Source organism: Promicromonospora sp. AC04 (assembly GCF_003058225.1).
Taxonomy (GTDB): Bacteria; Actinomycetota; Actinomycetes; order Actinomycetales; family Cellulomonadaceae; genus Promicromonospora.
In genome coordinates, this window is record NZ_QBUG01000002.1 from 673,670 (window position 1) to 692,480 (window position 18,811).

At 68.0% G+C, this 18,811-nt stretch carries 15 protein-coding genes; 1 reads left to right on the plus strand and 14 read right to left on the minus strand.

Annotated features, from left to right (window positions below; all coding sequences use genetic code 11):
- Positions 1-23: 23 nt before the first annotated feature.
- The 12 genes from C8K30_RS08530 to C8K30_RS08585 all read right to left on the minus strand — a co-directional run bounded on the left by C8K30_RS08530 (position 24) and on the right by C8K30_RS08585 (position 12,529).
- Positions 24-749: an ABC transporter permease gene (locus tag C8K30_RS08530; RefSeq protein WP_108492432.1), complete on the minus strand. Its 726-nt coding sequence runs from the start codon at positions 747-749 to the stop codon at positions 24-26.
- Positions 746-1,570 carry an ABC transporter ATP-binding protein gene (locus C8K30_RS08535; RefSeq protein WP_108492433.1) on the minus strand — a complete coding sequence of 275 codons (825 nt, stop codon included), beginning with the start codon at positions 1,568-1,570 and terminating at the stop codon, positions 746-748. Before C8K30_RS08535 ends, C8K30_RS08530 begins: the two co-directional genes overlap by 4 nt.
- Before the next feature lie 8 nt (positions 1,571-1,578).
- Complete coding sequence (locus tag C8K30_RS08540) at positions 1,579-2,223, minus strand: TetR/AcrR family transcriptional regulator (protein WP_108492434.1); 645 nt, start codon at positions 2,221-2,223, stop codon at positions 1,579-1,581.
- An 81-nt stretch (positions 2,224-2,304) separates the two neighbouring features.
- On the minus strand, positions 2,305-2,961 hold the full coding sequence (locus C8K30_RS30255; RefSeq protein ID WP_146197391.1) for a hypothetical protein: 657 nt from the start codon (positions 2,959-2,961) through the stop codon (positions 2,305-2,307).
- Between the two features lie 107 nt (positions 2,962-3,068).
- The gene (locus C8K30_RS31780; protein WP_108492436.1) at positions 3,069-3,791 is read right to left on the minus strand and encodes a papain-like cysteine protease family protein; all 723 of its coding nucleotides are present in this window, start codon (positions 3,789-3,791) and stop codon (positions 3,069-3,071) included.
- A 25-nt stretch (positions 3,792-3,816) separates the two neighbouring features.
- On the minus strand, positions 3,817-4,998 hold the full coding sequence (mmsB, locus tag C8K30_RS08555) for a multiple monosaccharide ABC transporter permease (protein ID WP_108492437.1): 1,182 nt from the start codon (positions 4,996-4,998) through the stop codon (positions 3,817-3,819).
- On the minus strand, positions 4,995-6,554 hold the full coding sequence (gene mmsA, locus C8K30_RS08560; protein WP_108492438.1) for a multiple monosaccharide ABC transporter ATP-binding protein: 1,560 nt from the start codon (positions 6,552-6,554) through the stop codon (positions 4,995-4,997). The genes mmsB and mmsA overlap by 4 nt, the downstream gene beginning before the upstream one ends.
- A 159-nt stretch (positions 6,555-6,713) precedes the next feature.
- Positions 6,714-7,871, minus strand: coding sequence for a multiple monosaccharide ABC transporter substrate-binding protein (gene chvE, locus C8K30_RS08565; RefSeq protein WP_233257056.1), 1,158 nt, complete (start codon positions 7,869-7,871; stop codon positions 6,714-6,716).
- Between the two features lie 250 nt (positions 7,872-8,121).
- Complete coding sequence (locus C8K30_RS08570) at positions 8,122-9,024, minus strand: carbohydrate ABC transporter permease (protein ID WP_108492439.1); 903 nt, start codon at positions 9,022-9,024, stop codon at positions 8,122-8,124.
- Positions 9,024-9,959, minus strand: coding sequence for a carbohydrate ABC transporter permease (locus C8K30_RS08575; protein WP_108492440.1), 936 nt, complete (start codon positions 9,957-9,959; stop codon positions 9,024-9,026). The genes C8K30_RS08570 and C8K30_RS08575 overlap by 1 nt, the downstream gene beginning before the upstream one ends.
- Positions 9,956-11,308 carry an ABC transporter substrate-binding protein gene (locus C8K30_RS08580; RefSeq protein WP_108492441.1) on the minus strand — a complete coding sequence of 451 codons (1,353 nt, stop codon included), beginning with the start codon at positions 11,306-11,308 and terminating at the stop codon, positions 9,956-9,958. Before C8K30_RS08580 ends, C8K30_RS08575 begins: the two co-directional genes overlap by 4 nt.
- Before the next feature lie 132 nt (positions 11,309-11,440).
- Positions 11,441-12,529: a LacI family DNA-binding transcriptional regulator gene (locus C8K30_RS08585; protein ID WP_108492442.1), complete on the minus strand. Its 1,089-nt coding sequence runs from the start codon at positions 12,527-12,529 to the stop codon at positions 11,441-11,443.
- Positions 12,530-12,646: 117 nt separating this feature from the next.
- Here C8K30_RS08585 and C8K30_RS08590 point away from each other — a divergent pair, with 117 nt between their 5' ends.
- Positions 12,647-14,185, plus strand: a complete 1,539-nt coding sequence (locus C8K30_RS08590; protein WP_108492443.1) for an alpha-N-arabinofuranosidase — start codon at positions 12,647-12,649, stop codon at positions 14,183-14,185.
- Positions 14,186-14,282: 97 nt separating this feature from the next.
- Here C8K30_RS08590 and C8K30_RS08595 read toward each other — a convergent pair whose 3' ends face one another.
- Positions 14,283-15,062: a GTP pyrophosphokinase family protein gene (locus C8K30_RS08595; protein WP_108492444.1), complete on the minus strand. Its 780-nt coding sequence runs from the start codon at positions 15,060-15,062 to the stop codon at positions 14,283-14,285.
- 45 nt (positions 15,063-15,107) lie between these two features.
- Positions 15,108-18,749: an alpha-L-arabinofuranosidase C-terminal domain-containing protein gene (locus C8K30_RS08600; protein ID WP_199230398.1), complete on the minus strand. Its 3,642-nt coding sequence runs from the start codon at positions 18,747-18,749 to the stop codon at positions 15,108-15,110.
- Positions 18,750-18,811: the final 62 nt, after the last annotated feature.

Sequence of the window (18,811 nt, forward strand, 5' to 3'; positions counted from 1 at the left end):
TCGCGCCCACAACCAACCGTCGGTCAGGCCGTGCGGCGGCGGAGCGTGGCGACGCCCAGGACCACCGCGCCCACTATGAACAGGCCGATCACGCCGACGGCGCCGCGGATGTCCACCCACTCGTCGCCCGCCGCGAGCGACGTCATCGCCTCGATGGCGTAGGTGAGCGGGAAGGCGCGGGACAGCCACTCCAGCACCTGCGGCATCTGGTCGCGCGGCATGAGGAGACCGCAGGTGATGAGCTGCGGAAAGATGATCGCGGGCATCATCTGGACCGCCTGGAACTCGCTGCGCGCGAGCGCCGACGCGGCCAGGCCGAGGGTGCAACCGAGGATCGCGTCAAGCAGGGCCACCACGATGACGAGCCAGAGCGGGCCGGCCACGTCCATCCCGACAAGGAGCGCGAACCCGACGACCACGAACGCCTGGACGAGCGCGAGCGTCGCGAAGGCCAGACCGTAGCCCGCCACGAAGTCGCCCCTGCGGATCGGCGTGGTCATGAGCCGCTCCAGCGTGCCCGACTGCCGCTCGCGCAGTGTCGCCACGCTCGTGACCAGGAACATCACGGTGAGCGGAAACAGGCCCACGAGCATGGGGCCGAATTGGTCGAGCACCTCGGGCCGGTCGTGGAACATCCAGGCGATGAGGCCGATCAGCAGACACGGCAGCCCGATGATGAGGGCGACCGTGCGGTGGTCGCCGCGCAGCTGGGACAGCACACGGCCCGCGGTGGCGAAGGTCAGGTTCATCGCGCTGTCTCCTCGGTGGGCTGGGTTCCGGCGGCGGCTCCCGCGTCAGCGGCACCCGCCCGAGCCGCATCGGCCTGCGCGACGTCGGCCCGCGCGGCGTCGGCCTCGGCGGCGTCGATCAGGGCGAGGAACGCGCGCTCGGCGTCGGGCGCCCCCGTGGTGGCCATCAGCTCGTCGGGCGTGGTGTCCGCGACGAGCCCGCCGGCCCGCATGAGGAGCAGCCGGTCGCACTGCGTGGCCTCGTCCATGACGTGGCTGGAGACCAGGAGCGTGCGCCCGTCGGCCGCCAGCCTCCGGAACATCGCCCACAGGTCGCGGCGCAGCACGGGGTCGAGGCCGACGGTCGGCTCGTCCAGGACGAGCAGCTCGGGGCCGCCGACCAGGGCCGCAGCGAGGGAGACGCGGGACCGCTCGCCGCCCGAGAGCGTGCCGACGCGCTGCTTCTCGTGACCGCCGAGGTCGACGGTGGTCACGGCCGTCGCCACCGCCTTGGCGGGCGACGGGACCCCGGCGAGGGCCGCGAAGTACCTGAGGTTCTGCACCACCGTGAGGTCCGTGTAGACGCTGGCGTCCTGCGTCATGTAGCCGACCCTGCGGCGCAATTCGGGGCTGCCGGCCGCGCCGTCGAGCACCTCCACGGAACCGGTCACCCTGTCCTGCACGCCCACGATCGCGCGCATGAGCGTCGTCTTGCCGGAGCCGGACGGCCCCAGCAGGCCCACGACCGAGCCGGCGGGCACGTCGAGATCGAGCCCGTCGATGATCGGCCTGCCGCCGCGCACGACGCGCAGGTCTCGGATGACGACCGCGCTTTTCCTCATGTGAGGAATTATGCGCTCGTGCCGGGGCCCGGCGCAAGAGTTTCCGCGTCCAGGAGGGTGCCGGTGAGATAACGCTGCAGGGTGGGGCCCACCAGCCGAGCCACTTGGGCCGGGGCCAGCGAGGCCAGCGGTTCGACCGGGATCAGGTACCGGGTCAGCAGCACGCCCGCCATCTGCGAGGCGACGAGCGCGGTGCGGAGCGGGGCGTCGGGCACGTCGAGGGCCCGCATCACCGGGTTCAGGATCGCCGCTCCGATGAACTGCGGGAGCAGGCCGCGCAGCTCGGCGTCGGACATGACGGCCGGTATGACCACCCGGACGGTCTCGCCGCCGTCGAAGTCCCAGACGCCGATCACCGCCTCGATGAGGCGTTCCCCCAGCGTCTCGATCGGACCACCGGCCACCTGCTCCACCACCTTGTCCGGCTCCACCCCCGCGACTCCGAGCGTTGCCGTCAGCAGCCGCGCCTTGTCCGGGAACCAGTGCCGCACGGTGCCGGGGTCCACTCCGGCGCGGCGGGCGACCGACCGCAGCGACGACGCCTCGTACCCGCGGTCGACGAACTCCTCGCGAGCTGCGGCAAGGATGTCGGCGCGGGTGTCCTGCCCGGCGGGACGCCGGCCGCGGCGCGGCGTGGGAGCGGGTTGAGCCATCCCGCCATTCTCGCCCACCTTCACGACAGAAGCTCCCGAGCATAGATGCTCAGGAGCTTCTGATCGTTATAGGAGAACGTCCTACAGAATACGACGACGCCACCTCAAGGACCAGAAAGTAAGCAGTCCCAATCCGGCGATCGAGCAGGCAATGCCACCCAGGATACCGGGGACTAGCCCCGAACGCGATTCACCGATAACCCGGTTCGGCGCCATTCCGCCAACACTGTCCGCGCCGCTTGCCGCGCCCGCAGCTTCATTTCGTTCGGCCACGACATGCTGCACATCGCTGAGCGGAGCCGGACCTGCCACCTGCGCCAGAGCCGGCTCATTCGCGGGCGTGACGGCCGCGCCGTCATAGAGGTAGTAAGCGGCGATTGGAGCATCGTTGATCACCGCGGCGGCAGAGTTTTTGACCAATGCCTCCCCGAGCACGGCATCGTCGTTGTATCCGTTCAGTACAACCTGGCTGTTTTGGCGCCAAACGGTGACCGTGCCCACAACGTCGCCGTCACGCACGAGCGCAGCGATCCATTCGCCGCTCGCAACCAGTTCGGCATCCTCAGCCGTAGGGTCGAAGACATCCACCGCTCGCGGCATGATGGCTTCGAGCCGTCCGGTAAAGTCCGGGGCACTTGAGTCACCCTCCGCGAATCCGGAAGCACTGTCTTGAACCTGAGCAGGAATCTCTTCGCTGAAGGCTTGAAGAACGTCGTCCGGAACCTTCTCGGAAATCACCCCGTCTTCAGAGGCCGCGGATGCCACATTCGCACAGGCGAGCGCGAGAGTGCCAGCAGCTACGACTGACGCCACCAACCGGGTCGACCAGCCTGACAAGACTCTCGTCATCCGTGAATCCCCGTCCGTGAATGGGTCCAAGTGTAGTTAGACCCTGACTGCAGCGACGCAATACTCTTGACCTGGTAAGTACTCTCGAGCGGGTTGACGTAGTTGATCAAATTCCCGCTCGTGTTGTAGCCACGGAGAACCAGCATGTGCCCGCCGCCGCTCGTCCAGCCCCATCGGATCATCACGAGGCGTCCGGCGTCGATCTCGCTTCGGACAGCATTGAAGGTTCTCGGGCCAGAAGTAACCGTCCCAACGCTCAGAACGTCTGCCTCAAGAAGTGCACGTGAGACGTTCGCCCCGAAGGTGCCCGTGACGTTCGAACACGTGGAACTATTCTTTCCCCACCTCACCAACTGGCATTGTGAAGGCGGGGATGTATCGCCGGTCTCGGCCCGAACAATAGTCCTAGAAGCCGCCGCCCAGCACCAGTTCGAATGTTCCTGGATGTAGATATTGGCGCCATTCATTCGCGAGGCCGCCGAAGCGGCCGTGATCCCGAAACCTGAGAAAATCAGAGCCAGCGCGACCATCAGAGTTGTCGTTCGGAGCCATCGATCTGCGAGGTTTGCATTTGCTTGGACCATCTGCAGCCTTTCGTCCACGATGCGGCGAATAGCAAAACTGTTCCATCGCACTCGGGTCACGTCAACGAAAGTTCGCAGGAGCGGATCGGCTCCCGCAGCAAGATGGCGGCCGACCCTGGTCGGGTCGGCCGCCATACGAGCCAAGTTCACGCTGCCAGGATCAGCGCGCGGCAGCCGCGCGCTTCTTGTTCCAGACGTCGAACGCGACGGCCAGCAGCAGCACGATGCCCTTGACGATCTGCTGCACCGACTGGTCGATGCCCATGAGCGACATGCCGTTCGACATGACGGCCATGATCAGGCCACCGACCATCGCACCGGTCACGGTGCCGATACCGCCCGTCACTGCCGCGCCGCCGATGAAGCAGGCCGCGATGGCGTCGAGCTCGAGAGCGTTGCCAGCGGCCGGCTGGGCAGCACTGGACCGGGCCGAGAACACGATGCCCGCGATCGCGGAGAGGAAGCCCATGTTCACGAACATCCAGAAGTTCACGCGCTTCACGCGGACACCGGAGAGCTGCGCCGCGGCAAGGTTGCCGCCGATGGCGTAGACATGCCTGCCGAACACGCTGTGCTTGGTGACCAGGGTGTACGCCATCACGAGCACGCCGAGGATGATGAGCACCAGCGGCAGGCCGCGCGAGGTGGCAAGCTGCCACGCGAACCACATCACGACCGCGGCGATCACCACGAGCTTGAGCACGAACAGCGGACCGGCCTCGACAGGCTGGTTGTACGCGATGCGCGCGCGACGGTTCCGCCAAGAGTTGTAGGCGAAGCCGAGGATGCCGATCGCGAAGATGACCAGCGTGAACGTGTCATAGCCGTACCCGCCGAGCAGGCCGTTGAGGAAGCCCGACGCGATCTGCGAGTACTCCGACGGGAACGGTGACAGCGAGATGTTGTTCAGCACCTGCAACGTCAGGCCGCGGAACAGGAGCATGCCGGCCAGCGTCACGATGAACGCCGGGATGCCGACGTAGGCCACCCAGAAGCCCTGCCAGGCGCCGACCAGCAGGCCCGTGCCGACGGCGGCGAGCACACCCACCCACCAGGGCAGGCCTTCTCTGATGACGACTACCGCCGCGACCGCGCCCGTCAGGGCGACCACTGACCCCACCGACAAGTCGATGTGCCCGCCGATGATGATGATCACCATGCCGATGGCGAGGATCAGGATGTACGAGTACTGCAGCACCAGGTTGGTGACGTTGGTGGGGCCGAGCAGGGTCCCGCCTGTCAGCGCGGTGAACAGCACGACGATTGCGACGAAGGCAATGTAGATGCCGCTCTGGCGCAAGTTCCTCGTGAGGAGTTCCTTGAGGTTAGCGATACCGGTCACGACTGGTTCTCCTGCGTCATGAGTGCCATGAGTCCTTCCTGGGTGGCGGAGGCTACGTCGACCTCGCCAGTGATGCGGCCGAAGGCCAGCGTGTAGATGCGGTCACAGATGCCGAGGAGCTCGGGGAGCTCCGAGGAGATGACCAGCACGGCCTTCCCGTCGGCCACTAGCTTGTTGATGATGGTGTAGATCTCGTACTTCGCTCCGACGTCGATGCCGCGGGTCGGCTCGTCGAGGATGAGCACCTCGGGCTTGGTGTTCAGCCACTTCGACAGCACGACCTTCTGCTGGTTGCCGCCGGACAGCTTGTTGACCTCCACCAGCACGCTGGGAGTGCGGATGTTCATCGACTCGCGGTACTCGCCCGCGACCTTGAGCTCCTCGTGCTCGTTGACCCAGCCGTTCTTGGCCAGCCGGTCGAGGCTGGCCGCGGAGATGTTGCGGCGGATGTCCTCGATGAGGTTGAGGCCGTACTGCTTGCGGTCCTCGGAGACGTACGCGATGCCGGACCGGATCGCGTCCGGCACCGTCTTCGGGTCGATCTCCTTGCCGTGCACGTACGCCTTGCCGGAGATGTCGCGGCCGTAGGAGCGCCCGAACAGGGACATCGCGAGCTCAGTGCGCCCGGCGCCCATGAGGCCGGCGATGCCGACCACCTCGCCCGCGCGCACGTTCAGGTTCGCCCTGTCGACGATGACCCGCCCCTGTTGGGTCGGGTGGTACACCGTCCAGTCCTCGACGCGGAGCACCTCTTCGCCCGGGTGCGACTCCCGCTCGGGGTAACGGTGCTCCAGGTCGCGGCCGACCATGCCGCGGATGATCCGGTCCTGCAGGTTCCCTTCCGGGGCCCCGGGTCCGTTCATCTCGATCGTCTCGATGGACCGGCCGTCACGGATGATCGTGGTGCGGTCGGCGATCTCGGCGATCTCGGCCAGCTTGTGGGAGATCATGATCGAGGTGATCCCCTGCCCCTGGAACTGCCGGAGCAGGTCGAGCAGGTGCTCGGAGTCGTTGTCGTTGAGGGCCGCGGTCGGCTCGTCGAGGATGAGCAGGCGCACGTCCTTCGAGATCGCCTTGGCGATCTCGATGAGCTGCTGCTTGCCGACGCCGAGCACGGAGACCGGTACGGTCGGGTCTTCCTTCAGGCCGACCCGCTCCAGAAGCTGAGCCGCCTCCTGGTTGGTGCGGTTCCAGTCGATCGCCCCGCCGGCGCGGCGACGCTCGTTGCCGAGAAAGATGTTCTCGGCGATCGACAGGTACGGGACCAGAGCGAGCTCCTGGTGGATGATCACCACGCCCCGCGCTTCGGAGTCGTTGATGGAACCGAACTCGGCGTTCTCGCCGTCGAGCACGATGTCGCCCTCGTAGGTGCCGTGCGGGTACACACCCGAGAGCACCTTCATGAGAGTTGACTTACCTGCCCCGTTCTCGCCGCAGATCGCATGGATCTCGCCGCGGGTGACGGAGAGGTTGACGTCCTGGAGCGCCTTGACCCCAGGGAAGGTCTTGGTGATGCCGCGCATCTCGAGGATGTTCGTCGGCGCCGTTTCGGCCATGCCAGTCCTTGTCGCGTATCGGTCGCGGACGGAGGTTCGCGCTTGCTTGAATGATGCCCGACGCCTGAACGTAGGTCCCGGGCGGGCGCCCCACCGCGGCCAGCGGCCTGGTGAGGCGCCCGAACGGGCTTGGCGTCGGACCGGACGTTCCGGGGAGGATCAGCCCTCGTCCTGGCCGGAAGCGACCTCTTCCTCGGTCCAGTAGCCGCTCTCCACGAGCTCCGCGTTGATGTTGTCCTTGTAGACGATCACGGAGTCGAGGAGGTACGACGGGACGACGATCTCGCCGTTGTCGTACGACTTGGTGTCGTTCGCCTCAGGCTCCTCGCCGTCCAGGTACGCCTGGGTGGCGATGACGGCCTGGTCGGCCAGCAGGCGCGTGTCCTTGAAGATCGTGGCGTACTGCACGCCATCGGCGATCATCTTGACCGACGCGATCTCGGCGTCCTGGCCGCTGACGACCGGCAGCGGCTTGTCGCCCTCGCCGTAGCCGGCGTTCTGGAGCGCGGTGATGATGCCGCGCGACAGGCCGTCGTACGGGGACAGCACGCCGTCCAGGACCTCACCCTCGTTGTACGTCTCGGTGAGCAGGTCCTCCATGCGCTTCTGAGCCGTCTCCTGCTGCCAGCGCAGTGTCGCGGCCTGCTCGATGTCCGTCTGTCCGGACGGGACCACGATCGTCTTGTCGTCGATGTACGGCTGGAGCACCTCCATCGCGCCGTCCCAGAAGAAGTGCGCGTTGTTGTCGTCCAGCGAGCCGGCGAACAGCTCGACGTTGAACGGGCCCTCCGGCGCGTCCGCGACGGCCTCGCCGGCCTCGTCGACCAGCCCAAGGCCCGAGAGGACCGAGGTGGCCTGCTGCTGCCCGACCTTGAAGTTGTCGAACGACACGTAGAAGTCGATCGTGTCCGAGTCCCGGATCAGGCGGTCGTACGAGATCACCGGGATGTCGGCCGCCTGGGCGGCGTCGAGCTGGGTGCCCAGCGCCGTGCCGTCGATGGCCGCGATGATCAGGGCGTCCGCGCCGCCGGTGATCATGTTGTCGATCTGCTGCTGCTGGGTCGGGATGTCGTCGCCCGCGAACTGCAGGTCGACGTCGTACCCGGCCTCCTGGAGACCCTTCTCGACGGCGTCGCCGTCGGCGATCCATCGCTCCGAGGTCTGCGTGGGCATCGCGACGCCCACCATCGGGGTCTCGCCCTCCTCGTCGCCCCCGCCACCGCCGGCACCGCTTCCGCCGCACGCGGCGAGCGAAACGGCCATCGCACCCGTCGCCAGCGCAGCCAGACCGCGCTTGGCCCACAGCATCCTTGCCATGACTTCTCCTCTTCGAGTTTGCCCGGGCAACGTCTCTGCAACCCGGCCGACTTCAAAATGTGAACGCAACAGATTGTGAACGCTCACACGTCTGTTGGTCAAAACCGGGTCGGCTGAACTTCGCCACAGCCGATCGGTGACGGAGACACCGTAGCGGTGGTCGAGGGGTAGTAAGGAGATCTTCCTGGATGGTTACGGCATCGATACAGTCAACTCTTGAATCCAGCGAACGTGGTCCGGGGAGCTCGCCTCACCGGACGCTCCCGAGCGACAGCCCGCCCTGCCAGTACTTCTGCAGGGAGAGGAATGCTGCGACCAGCGGAACCACCGAGATGAACGACCCGGTGACGATGAGGTTCCAGACCTGCTCACCCCCTGCGCCGGCGTTCGAGAGGGCCTCCCAGTTGGAGAGCCCGACCGTCACCGGCAGCAGGTCCGAGTCCCGGAGGACCGCAAGAGGCAGGAAGAAGTTGTTCCAGGTGGCGACCGTTGTGAGCAGCAGCACAGTGACGATGGCCGGGCGCAGGAGCGGCAGCACCACCTGGACGAAGAGCCGGATCTCACCCGCGCCGTCGACCCGCCCGGCGTCGAGGATCTCCTCCGGCACGGCGTCCTGCGCGTAGACCCGCACCAGGTAGACGCCGACCGGGCTGAGCAGCGACGGCAGGATCACCGCCCACATCGTGTTGAGCAGACCCATCCCGCTCAGCAGCACGAAGGTGGGGATCACGAGCGCCGTCATCGGCACCATCACCGAGCCGAGGAGGAGCGCGAAGAACGCGCTCCGGCCCCGGAACCGGTACTTGGCAAGGCCGTAGCCGGCCAGCACCGACAGCACCGTCGCGCCCACGCCGCCCGCTATCGCGTACACGAACGAGTTGCGGAACCAGACCCAGTAGATGCCGCCCTGGTGGCTGAACAGCCCCGCGATGTTGTCGAACAGGGAGAAGTCGGAGCCGAACCAGAGCGCTGCCCCGGCGAACAGGCCCGCGTTCGTCTTGGTGGACGCCACCACGAGCCACCACAGCGGCACGACGAAGTAGAGCGCGAGGAGCACGAGCACCACGTGCGAACCGATGCGGCGGCCCTGGCCCACCGGGGCACTGGTGTCCCGGTCCGCGCGGGTTCCGGAAAGAAGGGTCGAGGTCGCCATCACTTCAGCCCGCTCTGCTTGCGCGTCAGGAACAGGAACACGTACGAGCCCACGAACACGAGGAAGCCGAGCGCGAACGCCAGCGTCGAGGCGTAGTTGAACTGGCTGTAGTTGAACGCCGTCGCGAACGCGTACATGTTCGGGGTGTAGTCGGTCGGGATGGCGCCCATCGCGGAGGACCGCAGCACCTGCGGCTCCGTGAAGAACTGCAGGGTGCCGATGAGCGCGAAGACCACGATCATCACCATCGACGACGAGATCATCGGCACCTTGATCCGCAGCGCGATCTGCCGGCCGTCGGCGCCGTCGAGCACGGCGGCCTCGTAGATCGAGGGGTCGATCGAGCGGAGCGCGGCGTAGATGATGATCATGTAGTAGCCCACCCACTGCCAGGTCACGATGTTGACCAGCGACCCGAAGACGTTGGCGGAGCTGAGGAAGTTCGGCGCCGTCAGGCCCACCAAGCCGAACAGGTCCCCGGCCGGACCGAACCGGGGGCTGTACAGGAAGCCCCACATCAGGGCGCCGATCACGGCCGGGATCGCGTACGGCACGAAGATCAGCAGGCGCGTGGCCTTGCTGAGCCGCGTCGCGAGCGTGTCGAGCAGGAGCGCCGCCACGAGCGCGACCACGATCTGCACCGGCACCATGACCAGCACGAACCGGAGCACCCGCCACAGCCCCTCCAGGAACACCGGGTCCGTGAACGCCTTGACGTAGTTGTCGGCGCCCACGAACACGCTGCGCCCGGCCGTGGCGATGCCCTTGTTGTGCAGGCTCATCCACAGCGCGTAGCCGAGCGGAAGCACCAGGAACACGGCGAACACCGCGGCGAACGGCGCCACGTACACGTATCCCCAGCGCTGCCGCCGGCTGGCGATCTTGCTGGTGGGCCGGCTCTTGCTCGGCGCGACGACGCTCTTGCTCTCGCTCATTCCGTGACCGTGAAGCCCTGCTCGGTGGCGTACTGCACCAGGCCGTCCTGGACGGTGCTCAGCGCGGTGCCTGCGTCGGTGTCGTTCTCGACCATGTCGAACAGCGCCTGCGTCTGCTGGTCGTACGCGTAGACCTGGAACGGGCTGAACGAGAAGCCCTCGTACCCCTTCGCAGCGTCGAGGAACACGTCCTCGTTGATCTTCTGCCCGCCGAAGAACGGCGCCTCGAGGCCCGTGAACCAGTCCGACTCGAGCATCGGCTTCCACTGCGGCCACAGCGCCGCGTCCTCGACGCCGAGCTTCCACGCCTCGTCGGTGTTGAACAGCTCCTTGGCGACGGTCGCGGCGGCCTCCGGCTGCTCGGACTGCGTGGTCACGGCGAAGGTGGAGCCGCCCCAGTTCACCTGGACCGGGTTCTCCGGGTCCCACTGCGGCAGCGGAGCGGCGCGCCACTCGGCGTCGGCGTCCGCCTCCGAGAGGCCCTGCAGGTAGCCGGGGCCCCATGCGGCTGCGAGGTAGACGGCGTAGGTGCCGTCCACGAGCGCCGCGTTGTAGTCGGTGGTGAACGCGTCCTCGGTGGCCACCAGGTCGTCGTCGATCAGGCCCTTCCAGTAGGTGAGGACCTCCTCGGCCTCCGGGCTGTCGACGTTGATGCCCACCTCGGTCGGCTTCGCGGCGTCGTACTGGAACGGCTCCCAGCCGTTCTGCGCGAACAGCGCGTAGTTGAGGGCGGCGCCGTTGGTCGGGAAGTCGGTGATGCTCCCCTCGAAGCCGGCGTCGCGCAGGTCCTGGGCGGCCGTCGCGAACTCGTCCCAGGTGGTCGGCACGTCGACGCCGTACTCCTCGAAGATGTCGGCGCGGTAGAGCAGGCCCATGGGGCCGCCGTCGACCGGGATCGCGTAGACCGCGTCACCGTTGGAGACGTCGGACCAGGAGCCCGCGGTGTAGTCGCCCTCCAGCTCGGCGGCGCCGTACTCGGAGAGGTCCACGAGCGACTCGAGGATCGTGAAGGTGGGGAGCACCTCGGCCTCGAGCATGATCACGTCGGGCGCGCCGGTGCCCGCCTCGATGGCGGTCTGGAACTTGTTGTACTCGTCCGCGCCCTGACCCGCGTTGGTCCAGCAGACCTGCAGGTCGGTGTGGGTCTCGTTGAAGTTGTCCACGATCTTGTCGAACGCCGGGTACCACGCCCACACGGTCACCTGGGCTGCGTCGGGCTGCTTGATCTCGTTGGTGCAGGTCGCCTCCGCGGCGCCACCGCCACCACCGGAGCAGGCCGCGAGGCCGACGGCGGATACGGCCATTGCGGCCGCGGCAGCCACGCCTCGGCGTCGGGCTGAAGTACGCATCCGAGTCCTCCTTGATTCGGTGCCCACGGCCGGAGGGCCGAGGTGCGCCCGGCATCGTCACCGGGTTTCTTTTCAACGTTGTAGGAATGCCGGGCACCGTTCTACCGGCTACCCGCCTTCATGGCAAGAGGCTCAGCCGACGATGATCGGCGCGACCTCTTCCGTCCCGCCCTGCTGGACGTCCACCACCCGGCCCTGCTCGCCCGGCGCGACGTCGCCCGTCGACTCCCGGCCCACGATCCGCGAGTCCGGCACCACCTTGCGGAACGGCGCCGGGTCGCCGGTCGCGCCGATGCGCGCCAGCAGCAGCTCCACCGCGGTGTGCGCGATCTGGTCCCGGCCCGGGTCGACGGACGACAGCGTGGGAACGGAGTACTTCGCGTCGTCGACGTCGTCGAACCCGATGAGGGCCACCTTCCCCGGGACGTCGATCTGGTGCGCGTGCAGGGCGTGCAGCGCACCGAGCGCCAGCGCGTCGTTGAGCGCGAAGACCGCGTCGAGCTCGACCCCGTCGTCGAGCATGCGGCTCATCGTCTCGGCGCCGGTGGAGCGGTGCCACAGGCCCGCCTCGCCGACCAGCTCCGGGTCGAACGGCAGCCCGGCCTCGGCGAGCCCCGCGCGGTAGCCCTCGGTCCGTAGCGCCGCTGACCCGACCCGCTCCCCCTCGTGCGCCCCGATCAGCGCGATCCGACGGCGGCCGAGCGACGCCAGGTGGAGGGTCGCCGCCTTGGCCGCCGCTACGTTGTTCATCGTCACGTGGTCGGCCGGGGCGTCGAAGACGCGCTCGCCGAGGATCACTATCGGGAAGTCCACCGTGAACAGGTCGATGTCGTCCGGCCCGAGCGCCAGCGGGGAGAAGATCAGCCCGTCCGTAAGGTGCCGGCGCCGGCCCGAGAGCACCTCGGTCTCCCGCTCGCGGCTGGCGCTGGTCTGCTCGATGAGCACGGTCCAGCCGGCGGCGTCGGCGGCCGAGATGACGGCGTCGGCCAGCTCCGCGAAGTACGGGAGCGACAGCTCCGGGACCGCGAGCGTGATCAGCCCGGTGCGCCGCGTGCGCAGGTTCCGCGCGGACATGTTGACGCGGTAGCCCAGCTCCTCGATCGCGGCCTCGACGCGTTCCTTGGTGGCGGCGCGGATGTACGGGTAGCCGTTCACCACGTTCGACACGGTCTTGATGGACACGCCGGCGCGCTGCGCCACGTCGTGCATGGTCACGGCCACGCTGCCAGCCTTTCCCCGCCGAGTTTTCCCACAGGGTAGAGGACCGACGTCGCTCTCGCGTCGCCGATCCGCTACTGTTCAACGTTGTAGAACCGTCGATCGATCCAGCGAGGAACAATGACGACCTCCCGCACGCGCGTGCTGCTGCACCCAGACTTCACCGTCGGCACCGTCGACCGCCGCCTGTTCGGCTCCTTCGTGGAGCACCTGGGCCGCGCGGTCTACACGGGCATCCACGAACCCGGCCACCCGGCCTCGGACAGCCACGGCTTCCGCCGCGACGTCGCCGACCTGACCCGCGAGCTCGGCGTGACGACCGTCCGCTACCCGGGCGGCAACTTCGTGTCGAACTACCGGTGGGAGGACGCCGTCGGGCCCGTGGAGCAGCGCAAGCCGTTCCTCGACCTGGCGTGGCGCACCGTGGAGCCCAACCTCGTGGGGACCGACGAGTTCCTCCAGTGGGCCGAGCGCGAGGGCATCCAGCCGATGATGGCCGTCAACCTCGGCACCCGCGGAGTCGAGGAGGCAGTGGCCCTGCTCGAGTACTGCAATGGTGAGGCCGGCACCCGCTGGGCCGACCTGCGCATCGCCAACGGCCGCGAGAAGCCCTACGGGGTCAAGCTCTGGTGCCTGGGCAACGAGATGGACGGCCCGTGGCAGATCGGGCACAAGGACGCGCACGAGTACGGCAAGCTGGCGCGCAACGCCGGCGCCGCCATGAAGCTCGTGGACCCGTCGATCGAGCTGGTGGTGTGCGGCTCGTCAGGCATGGGGATGGCGACGTTCGGCGAGTGGGAGCGCACGGTCCTGGAGTACACGTACGACCTCGTGGACCACATCTCGATGCACGCCTACTACGAGGAGATCGACGGCGACCGCGCGTCGTTCCTCGGGTCCGGCACCGCGATGGACCGGTTCATCGAGCGGGTAGTGGCATCGGCCGACGCCGTGGGCGCGCAGCGCCGCTCGGACAAGCGCATCACCATCTCGTTCGACGAGTGGAACGTCTGGTACCTGACGACCCGCTTCCACGGCGAGCAGAACCTGCCGATCCAGAAGGACGCGCCGCGCATCATCGAGGACGTCTACTCCGGGCTCGACGCCGTCGTGGTGGGCGACCTCCTGGTCACGCTGCTGAACCACGCCGACCGGGTGCCGGTCGCGTGCCTCGCCCAGCTCGTCAACGTGATCGCCCCGATCATGACCGAGCCGGGCGGCGAGGCGTGGCGGCAGCCCACGTTCCACCCCTTCGCGACGACGGCGCGACTCGCCCAGGGCGACGCGCTCGACCTGCGCGTGTCCACGCCGACCATCACGACCAAGGCCCACGGCGAGGTGCCGTCGGTGACGGCGGCGGCCACCCTCTCGCACGACGCCGTCGCACTGTTCCTGACCAACCGCTCCGCCGAGCCGGTCGAGGTCGAGCTGGCGCACCTGGGCGCGGCGCTCGACGTCACCGAGGGCTGGTCCATGAGCGCCGACCACGAGCCCGCCGTCGCCGGCCCCGAGCATGCCGAGAAGGTGGCGCAGGAGCACTGGGGCGCGTTCGACGTCGCCGGCCGGGTCGCTGCTGCAGGCGACGGCACGACGACGAGGGTGACCCTCGCCCCGGAGTCGTGGACAGCGCTATCGGGGACGCTCACGCAGCCGAAGTAGGGCGGGTTCAGTAGAACGCTGGCGAAGTAGAACGCCAGCCTTGCTGGGGTTCTATCTCGCCAGCGTTCTATCTCGCTGCAGTTCTGTCTCGGCGCAGTCAGTTGTCCGTGTCGAAGCCGAAGCCGCCGTCCGCCTCCGCCGAGCGCCAGAAGTCGCGCAGCATCTCCTCCGGCGTGTGCAGGTTGTGTCGGCTCGCCACGGGCTCCTCGTCGCCCGAGATCGCCTTGACCTCGTCGTGGATGCGTTCCATCGAGGTGTCGAGGGACCAGGCGACGTCCGAGGCGAGCTTCAGCGAGTCGGTGAGGTGCCGGGGCACGTCGCCGTCGTACTTGTAGTAGATCTTGTGCTCGAGGCTCGCCCAGAAGTCCATGGCGATGGTGCGCAGCTGGATCTCGACGATCACCTGCTCGACCCGGTCGGACAGGAACACCGGGATCTGCACGATGAGGTGCAGCGACTTGTACCCGGTCGCCTTCGGGTGCTTGATGTAGTCCCGCTCCTCCAGCAGCGTCATGTCCGACTGCTTCAGGATCATGTCGCGCACCAGGTAGATGTCGTTGACGAAGCTGCAGGTGATCCGCACCCCGGCGATGTCGAACATCTGCCCCCTGACGCCCTCCGGCGTCAGTGGGATGCCCTTGCGCCGGCACTTGGCGACTATCGACTCGAACGACTTGAGCCGCGACCCCACGTGCTCCACGGGGTTGTAGTTCTGCATGTGCCGGAACTCGTCCCGCAGGATCGAGACCTTGGTCATGACCTCGTCGATCCCGAACTTGTAGGTCAGCACGAGCCGGCGCAGCTCGACCACCAGCTTGCGGAGCTCAGCAGGGTCAGGTACGGGGTGTTCCCGGACGTCCTCGGGCAACTTGCTCACGGGACCACCGTACGGGTTGACGGTGGTCCCGTGGGCATGAATCGGCTAACGCTCCTCGAGGCGGAGGAACGTGATCGAGTGGGCCGGGAAGTCGTACGTGAACTGAGAGCCATCACCCGAGGACGACACGTCGAGCGTCGTCGCCCCCTCCACTGGCACTACCCGTTCGGGCTGGGTCTTGGTGTTCCTGGCCGACGGCGCCCCGCTCATCTCGATGACGTCGGCATACCGAGCGACCGAGTAGCCGTCGACCGAGACCGCCGTGCGCGCCACGGCCTCGTACGGGTTGACGACCTTGAGCATCAGGTCACCCGTCCGCTCGTCCCGCGTGACCACCTGGTACAGCGACTCGGTGGTCGGCTCGGTGTAGGTCATCTGCAGCTCGCCGTCGAGGTACAGCTTGATGCTCCGCCCGGAGACCACCACCTTCACGTGGTAGTCCCGGCCGGTCTCCATGGAGTGGCCCTCCACCGCCGCGACCTCGCCCGCCGAACCGCCGTCGGCCCGCTGCAGGGCCTGCCGGGTGTTGTTCCACCCGCCGAGGTTCCACCAGTAGAAGTCGTCCCGGCCGCCGGCCGCGAACCCGACGAGGAACGCCTCGCTGCCGCCCAGCTTCCGGGCGTCGAGCTCCAGGGTGTAGTTGTCCCAGTCCTTGCTGTAGGCGTCGGTGATGATCGAGCGGGCATCGGTGACGTTCCCGGCCGACTGCACGTACTCGCCGTCGGCCACGGCCCACGAACCGGACTGGGGGTCCCACTGCGACCCGTCGCCGAACGAGTCGGAGAAGAGCACCTCGCCGGACTCGTTGTCGGTGACCACCACGTCGTCGTACGCGGCCTGCGTGTTCCAGGTCGACAGGAAGACGCCGCCCGAGATGTCCGCGGGCGTCTCCTCGGGGCCGTCGTGCGTGGACGGGACTACCTGGTCGCCCGTGTTCGTCATGAACATCTGCTGCGTGTAGTACGACGTCGAGCCCCACGACTCGTCGTTGTCGAACCACATCATGTCCGGGGACCACTGGACGTAGTCCTCGTTGGCGAACATCGGTGCGTAGGAGGCGAGCTCCACCAGGTCGGAGTTGCGCTCGATCCCGGTCATGTACGCGGCCTCGGACAGCGCGTTCGACCACGCGTTGCCCCGCGAGGCGTACTCACCGAGAAAGACGTGCGGCCCCTCGCGGTCGTAGGAGTCGTACCGCTCGGTGTTCGACAGGAACCACGACGGGTCGTTGTAGTAGTGCTCGTCGACCATCGCGACGCCCTGCTCGCGGTTGAAGTCCCAGAGCTCGTCGAACCGGGCGCCGGTGTCGTCCGGGCCGGAGTTGGAGATCACCGTGACCTCCGGGTGGGCCGCCTCGACGGCGTCGCGGAACCGGGGGAAGTTGGCCTGGAAGGTGTCGGTGTTCTCCTCGTTGCCCAGCCCGATGTACTTCAGGTTGAACGGCTTCGGGTGCCCCAGCGCGGCGCGCACCTTGCCCCACTTGCTGCGCACGGACCCGTTGGCGAACTCGATGAGGTCAACGGTGTCCTGCACCCAGCGGTCGATGCGGACGTCGTCAGTCATCTCGGGGATGTTGCTGCCGCAGCCGTTGGCGCCCACCGACAGCACGGGCAGCGGCGTGGCCCCGAGGTCCTCGGCGAACTCGAAGTACTCCAGGTAGCCCAGGCCGTAGGTCTGGTTGTAGCCCCAGAAGTTCCAGTTCGTGGGCCGCTTCTCGACCGGCCCGATGGTCTCCTTCCACTGGTACGTCCGACGGCGGTCGGCGCCGTCCGACTCCAGGTACGTGTCGAAGGTGCCCACGTTGGTGACGCAGCCCCCGGGGAAGCGCAGGAACGACGGCTCCAGCTCGGCGACCTTCTCCGCGAGGTCCGCGCGCAGCACCGAGCGCCCGTTGACCGGGCCGACCCACGTGTCGTGCGGGAAGAGCGAGACCATGTCCAGGCGCAGCGTGCCGGCCGCGCCGCCGGTCACCACGAGCCGGGCGTCGTTGGCGGTGCCGCGCGGGGTGAGCCTGGCCGTGTGCTTCTTCCACCGGTCGGTGCCGTCGACGTCCACGGTGGTGGACGCGTACGTCGTCGCGCCGTCGGGCGACTCCAGGCTGACCGTGAGGCGCTGCTTGCGCTCGGCGCGCGCGAACACGGAGAAGTCGTACTTCTCGCCCTGCTCGATCGCGAAGCCCTCGTTGTAGCTCGCGTTGCGCACGCCCACACCCGGGCCGTCGGCCTCGACGGTCAGGTAGGCCCGGTTCGCGTCGTTGAGCCACTCCCCCCGTTCGGACTCGACCTGGGCGGTGCCGGTGGACCCGCGGCGCTGCACCACGTCCCACCCCGTCATGCCGGTGAAGTTCCGGTTGTCGGTCGCCGCGAACTCGAAGGACCGGTTGCGGACCAGCTCGGCGTACAGGCCGCCGTCGGCCGCGTAGTTGATGTCCTCGTAGAAGACGCCGTAGAGGTCGTCGCTCATCTCGGTGCCCGCCGCATCGGCGTCGACGTCCAGCGTGTGCTCCTGGACCGGGGTCTGCGCGGGCGGGTACGCGGCGAGCAGGCGGTCCCGCTCCTCGGCGGTGATCGGCAGCACGGTACCGTGCCGGGGGCTGGCCGGCAGGATCGCGTCGAGGTTGGCCGTCCACTCGCCGCTGCTCAGGTCGTCGGTCTCGAAGAGCATGTAGCCCTGGCCGCCGTGGTAGCTGGGCTGGTCCTGGAGCAGGAACCAGCGGTCGTCGGTGAGCGACGGGAACAGCGTGGGCCCCTCGCCGCCGGTGAACGTGCCGCCCCACGGGTTGGGCTGCCCGAACCCGACGCGCTCCTTGATCAGGTCCCAGCCGTCGCCCTCGGTCACGCCCTGGGTACGGCGCAGGTCGGTGGACGACTCCTGCCGCATCCCCATGTACGACTCGTCCTTGGTGAGGCGGTAGTAGACGCCGTCCTCCTGCGCGACCGTGGAGTCGATCATGCCGAGGCCGTCGCCCTGCGGCTCGTCGATCCAGGGCTGCGGCTCCGAGAACGTCTCGAAGTCGGTGGTCGTCGCGTACAGCATGCGCTGGTAGGAGTCCCGGATGTCACGCTCGGCGGGCGGGACGTCGGCCGGGTACAGGGCGGAGGCCCAGTAGACGACGAACTCCCCCGCCGCCTCGTCCCAGTAGGCCTCGGGCGCCCACAGGTTGCCGGCGTTCTCGGGTGCCAGCTCGATCTCGCGCTGCGCGCCCCAGCTCACCAGGTCGGTGGACTCCCAGACCATGATCGACCGACTGCCGGTCTCCTGGGCGTCGCCGAAGTTGCCGCCGCCGTAGATCTGCAGGTCGGTGGCGAGCAGGTAGTAGGTGCCGTCGCCGCCGCGGATCAGGAACGGGTCGCGCAGGCCCTTGGTCCCGAGGTCGGAGGTGAGCACGGGCTCGCCGCCGTTCAGCGTGGTCCACTCCAGCGGGTCGGGCCCGTTCGAGACGGCGAACGAGATGGTCTCGCCGTCGGCGGTGGACTCGCCGGTGAAGTAGGGGAAGAAGTAGGCGGCGTACTCGCCGTCCGCGGTGGCCGACGGCGAGGCGGGCTGCGCCGAGGCTGCGCCTGACGCCAGGGGCGGCCCTGGCTGGGTACGGTCGGCCGCGCTGGGCGTCGCGGCCGCCGGTACCGCCAGGCCGAGCGTGAGCGCTGCCGCCACGAGGGCGGTCGTGCGTCTGGTCGAGGTCGTCATCGATCTCTTCATCGTTGTAATTCCCTTCGTCACGTCGTTGTGCCAGGTGTTCGGTGGAGGTC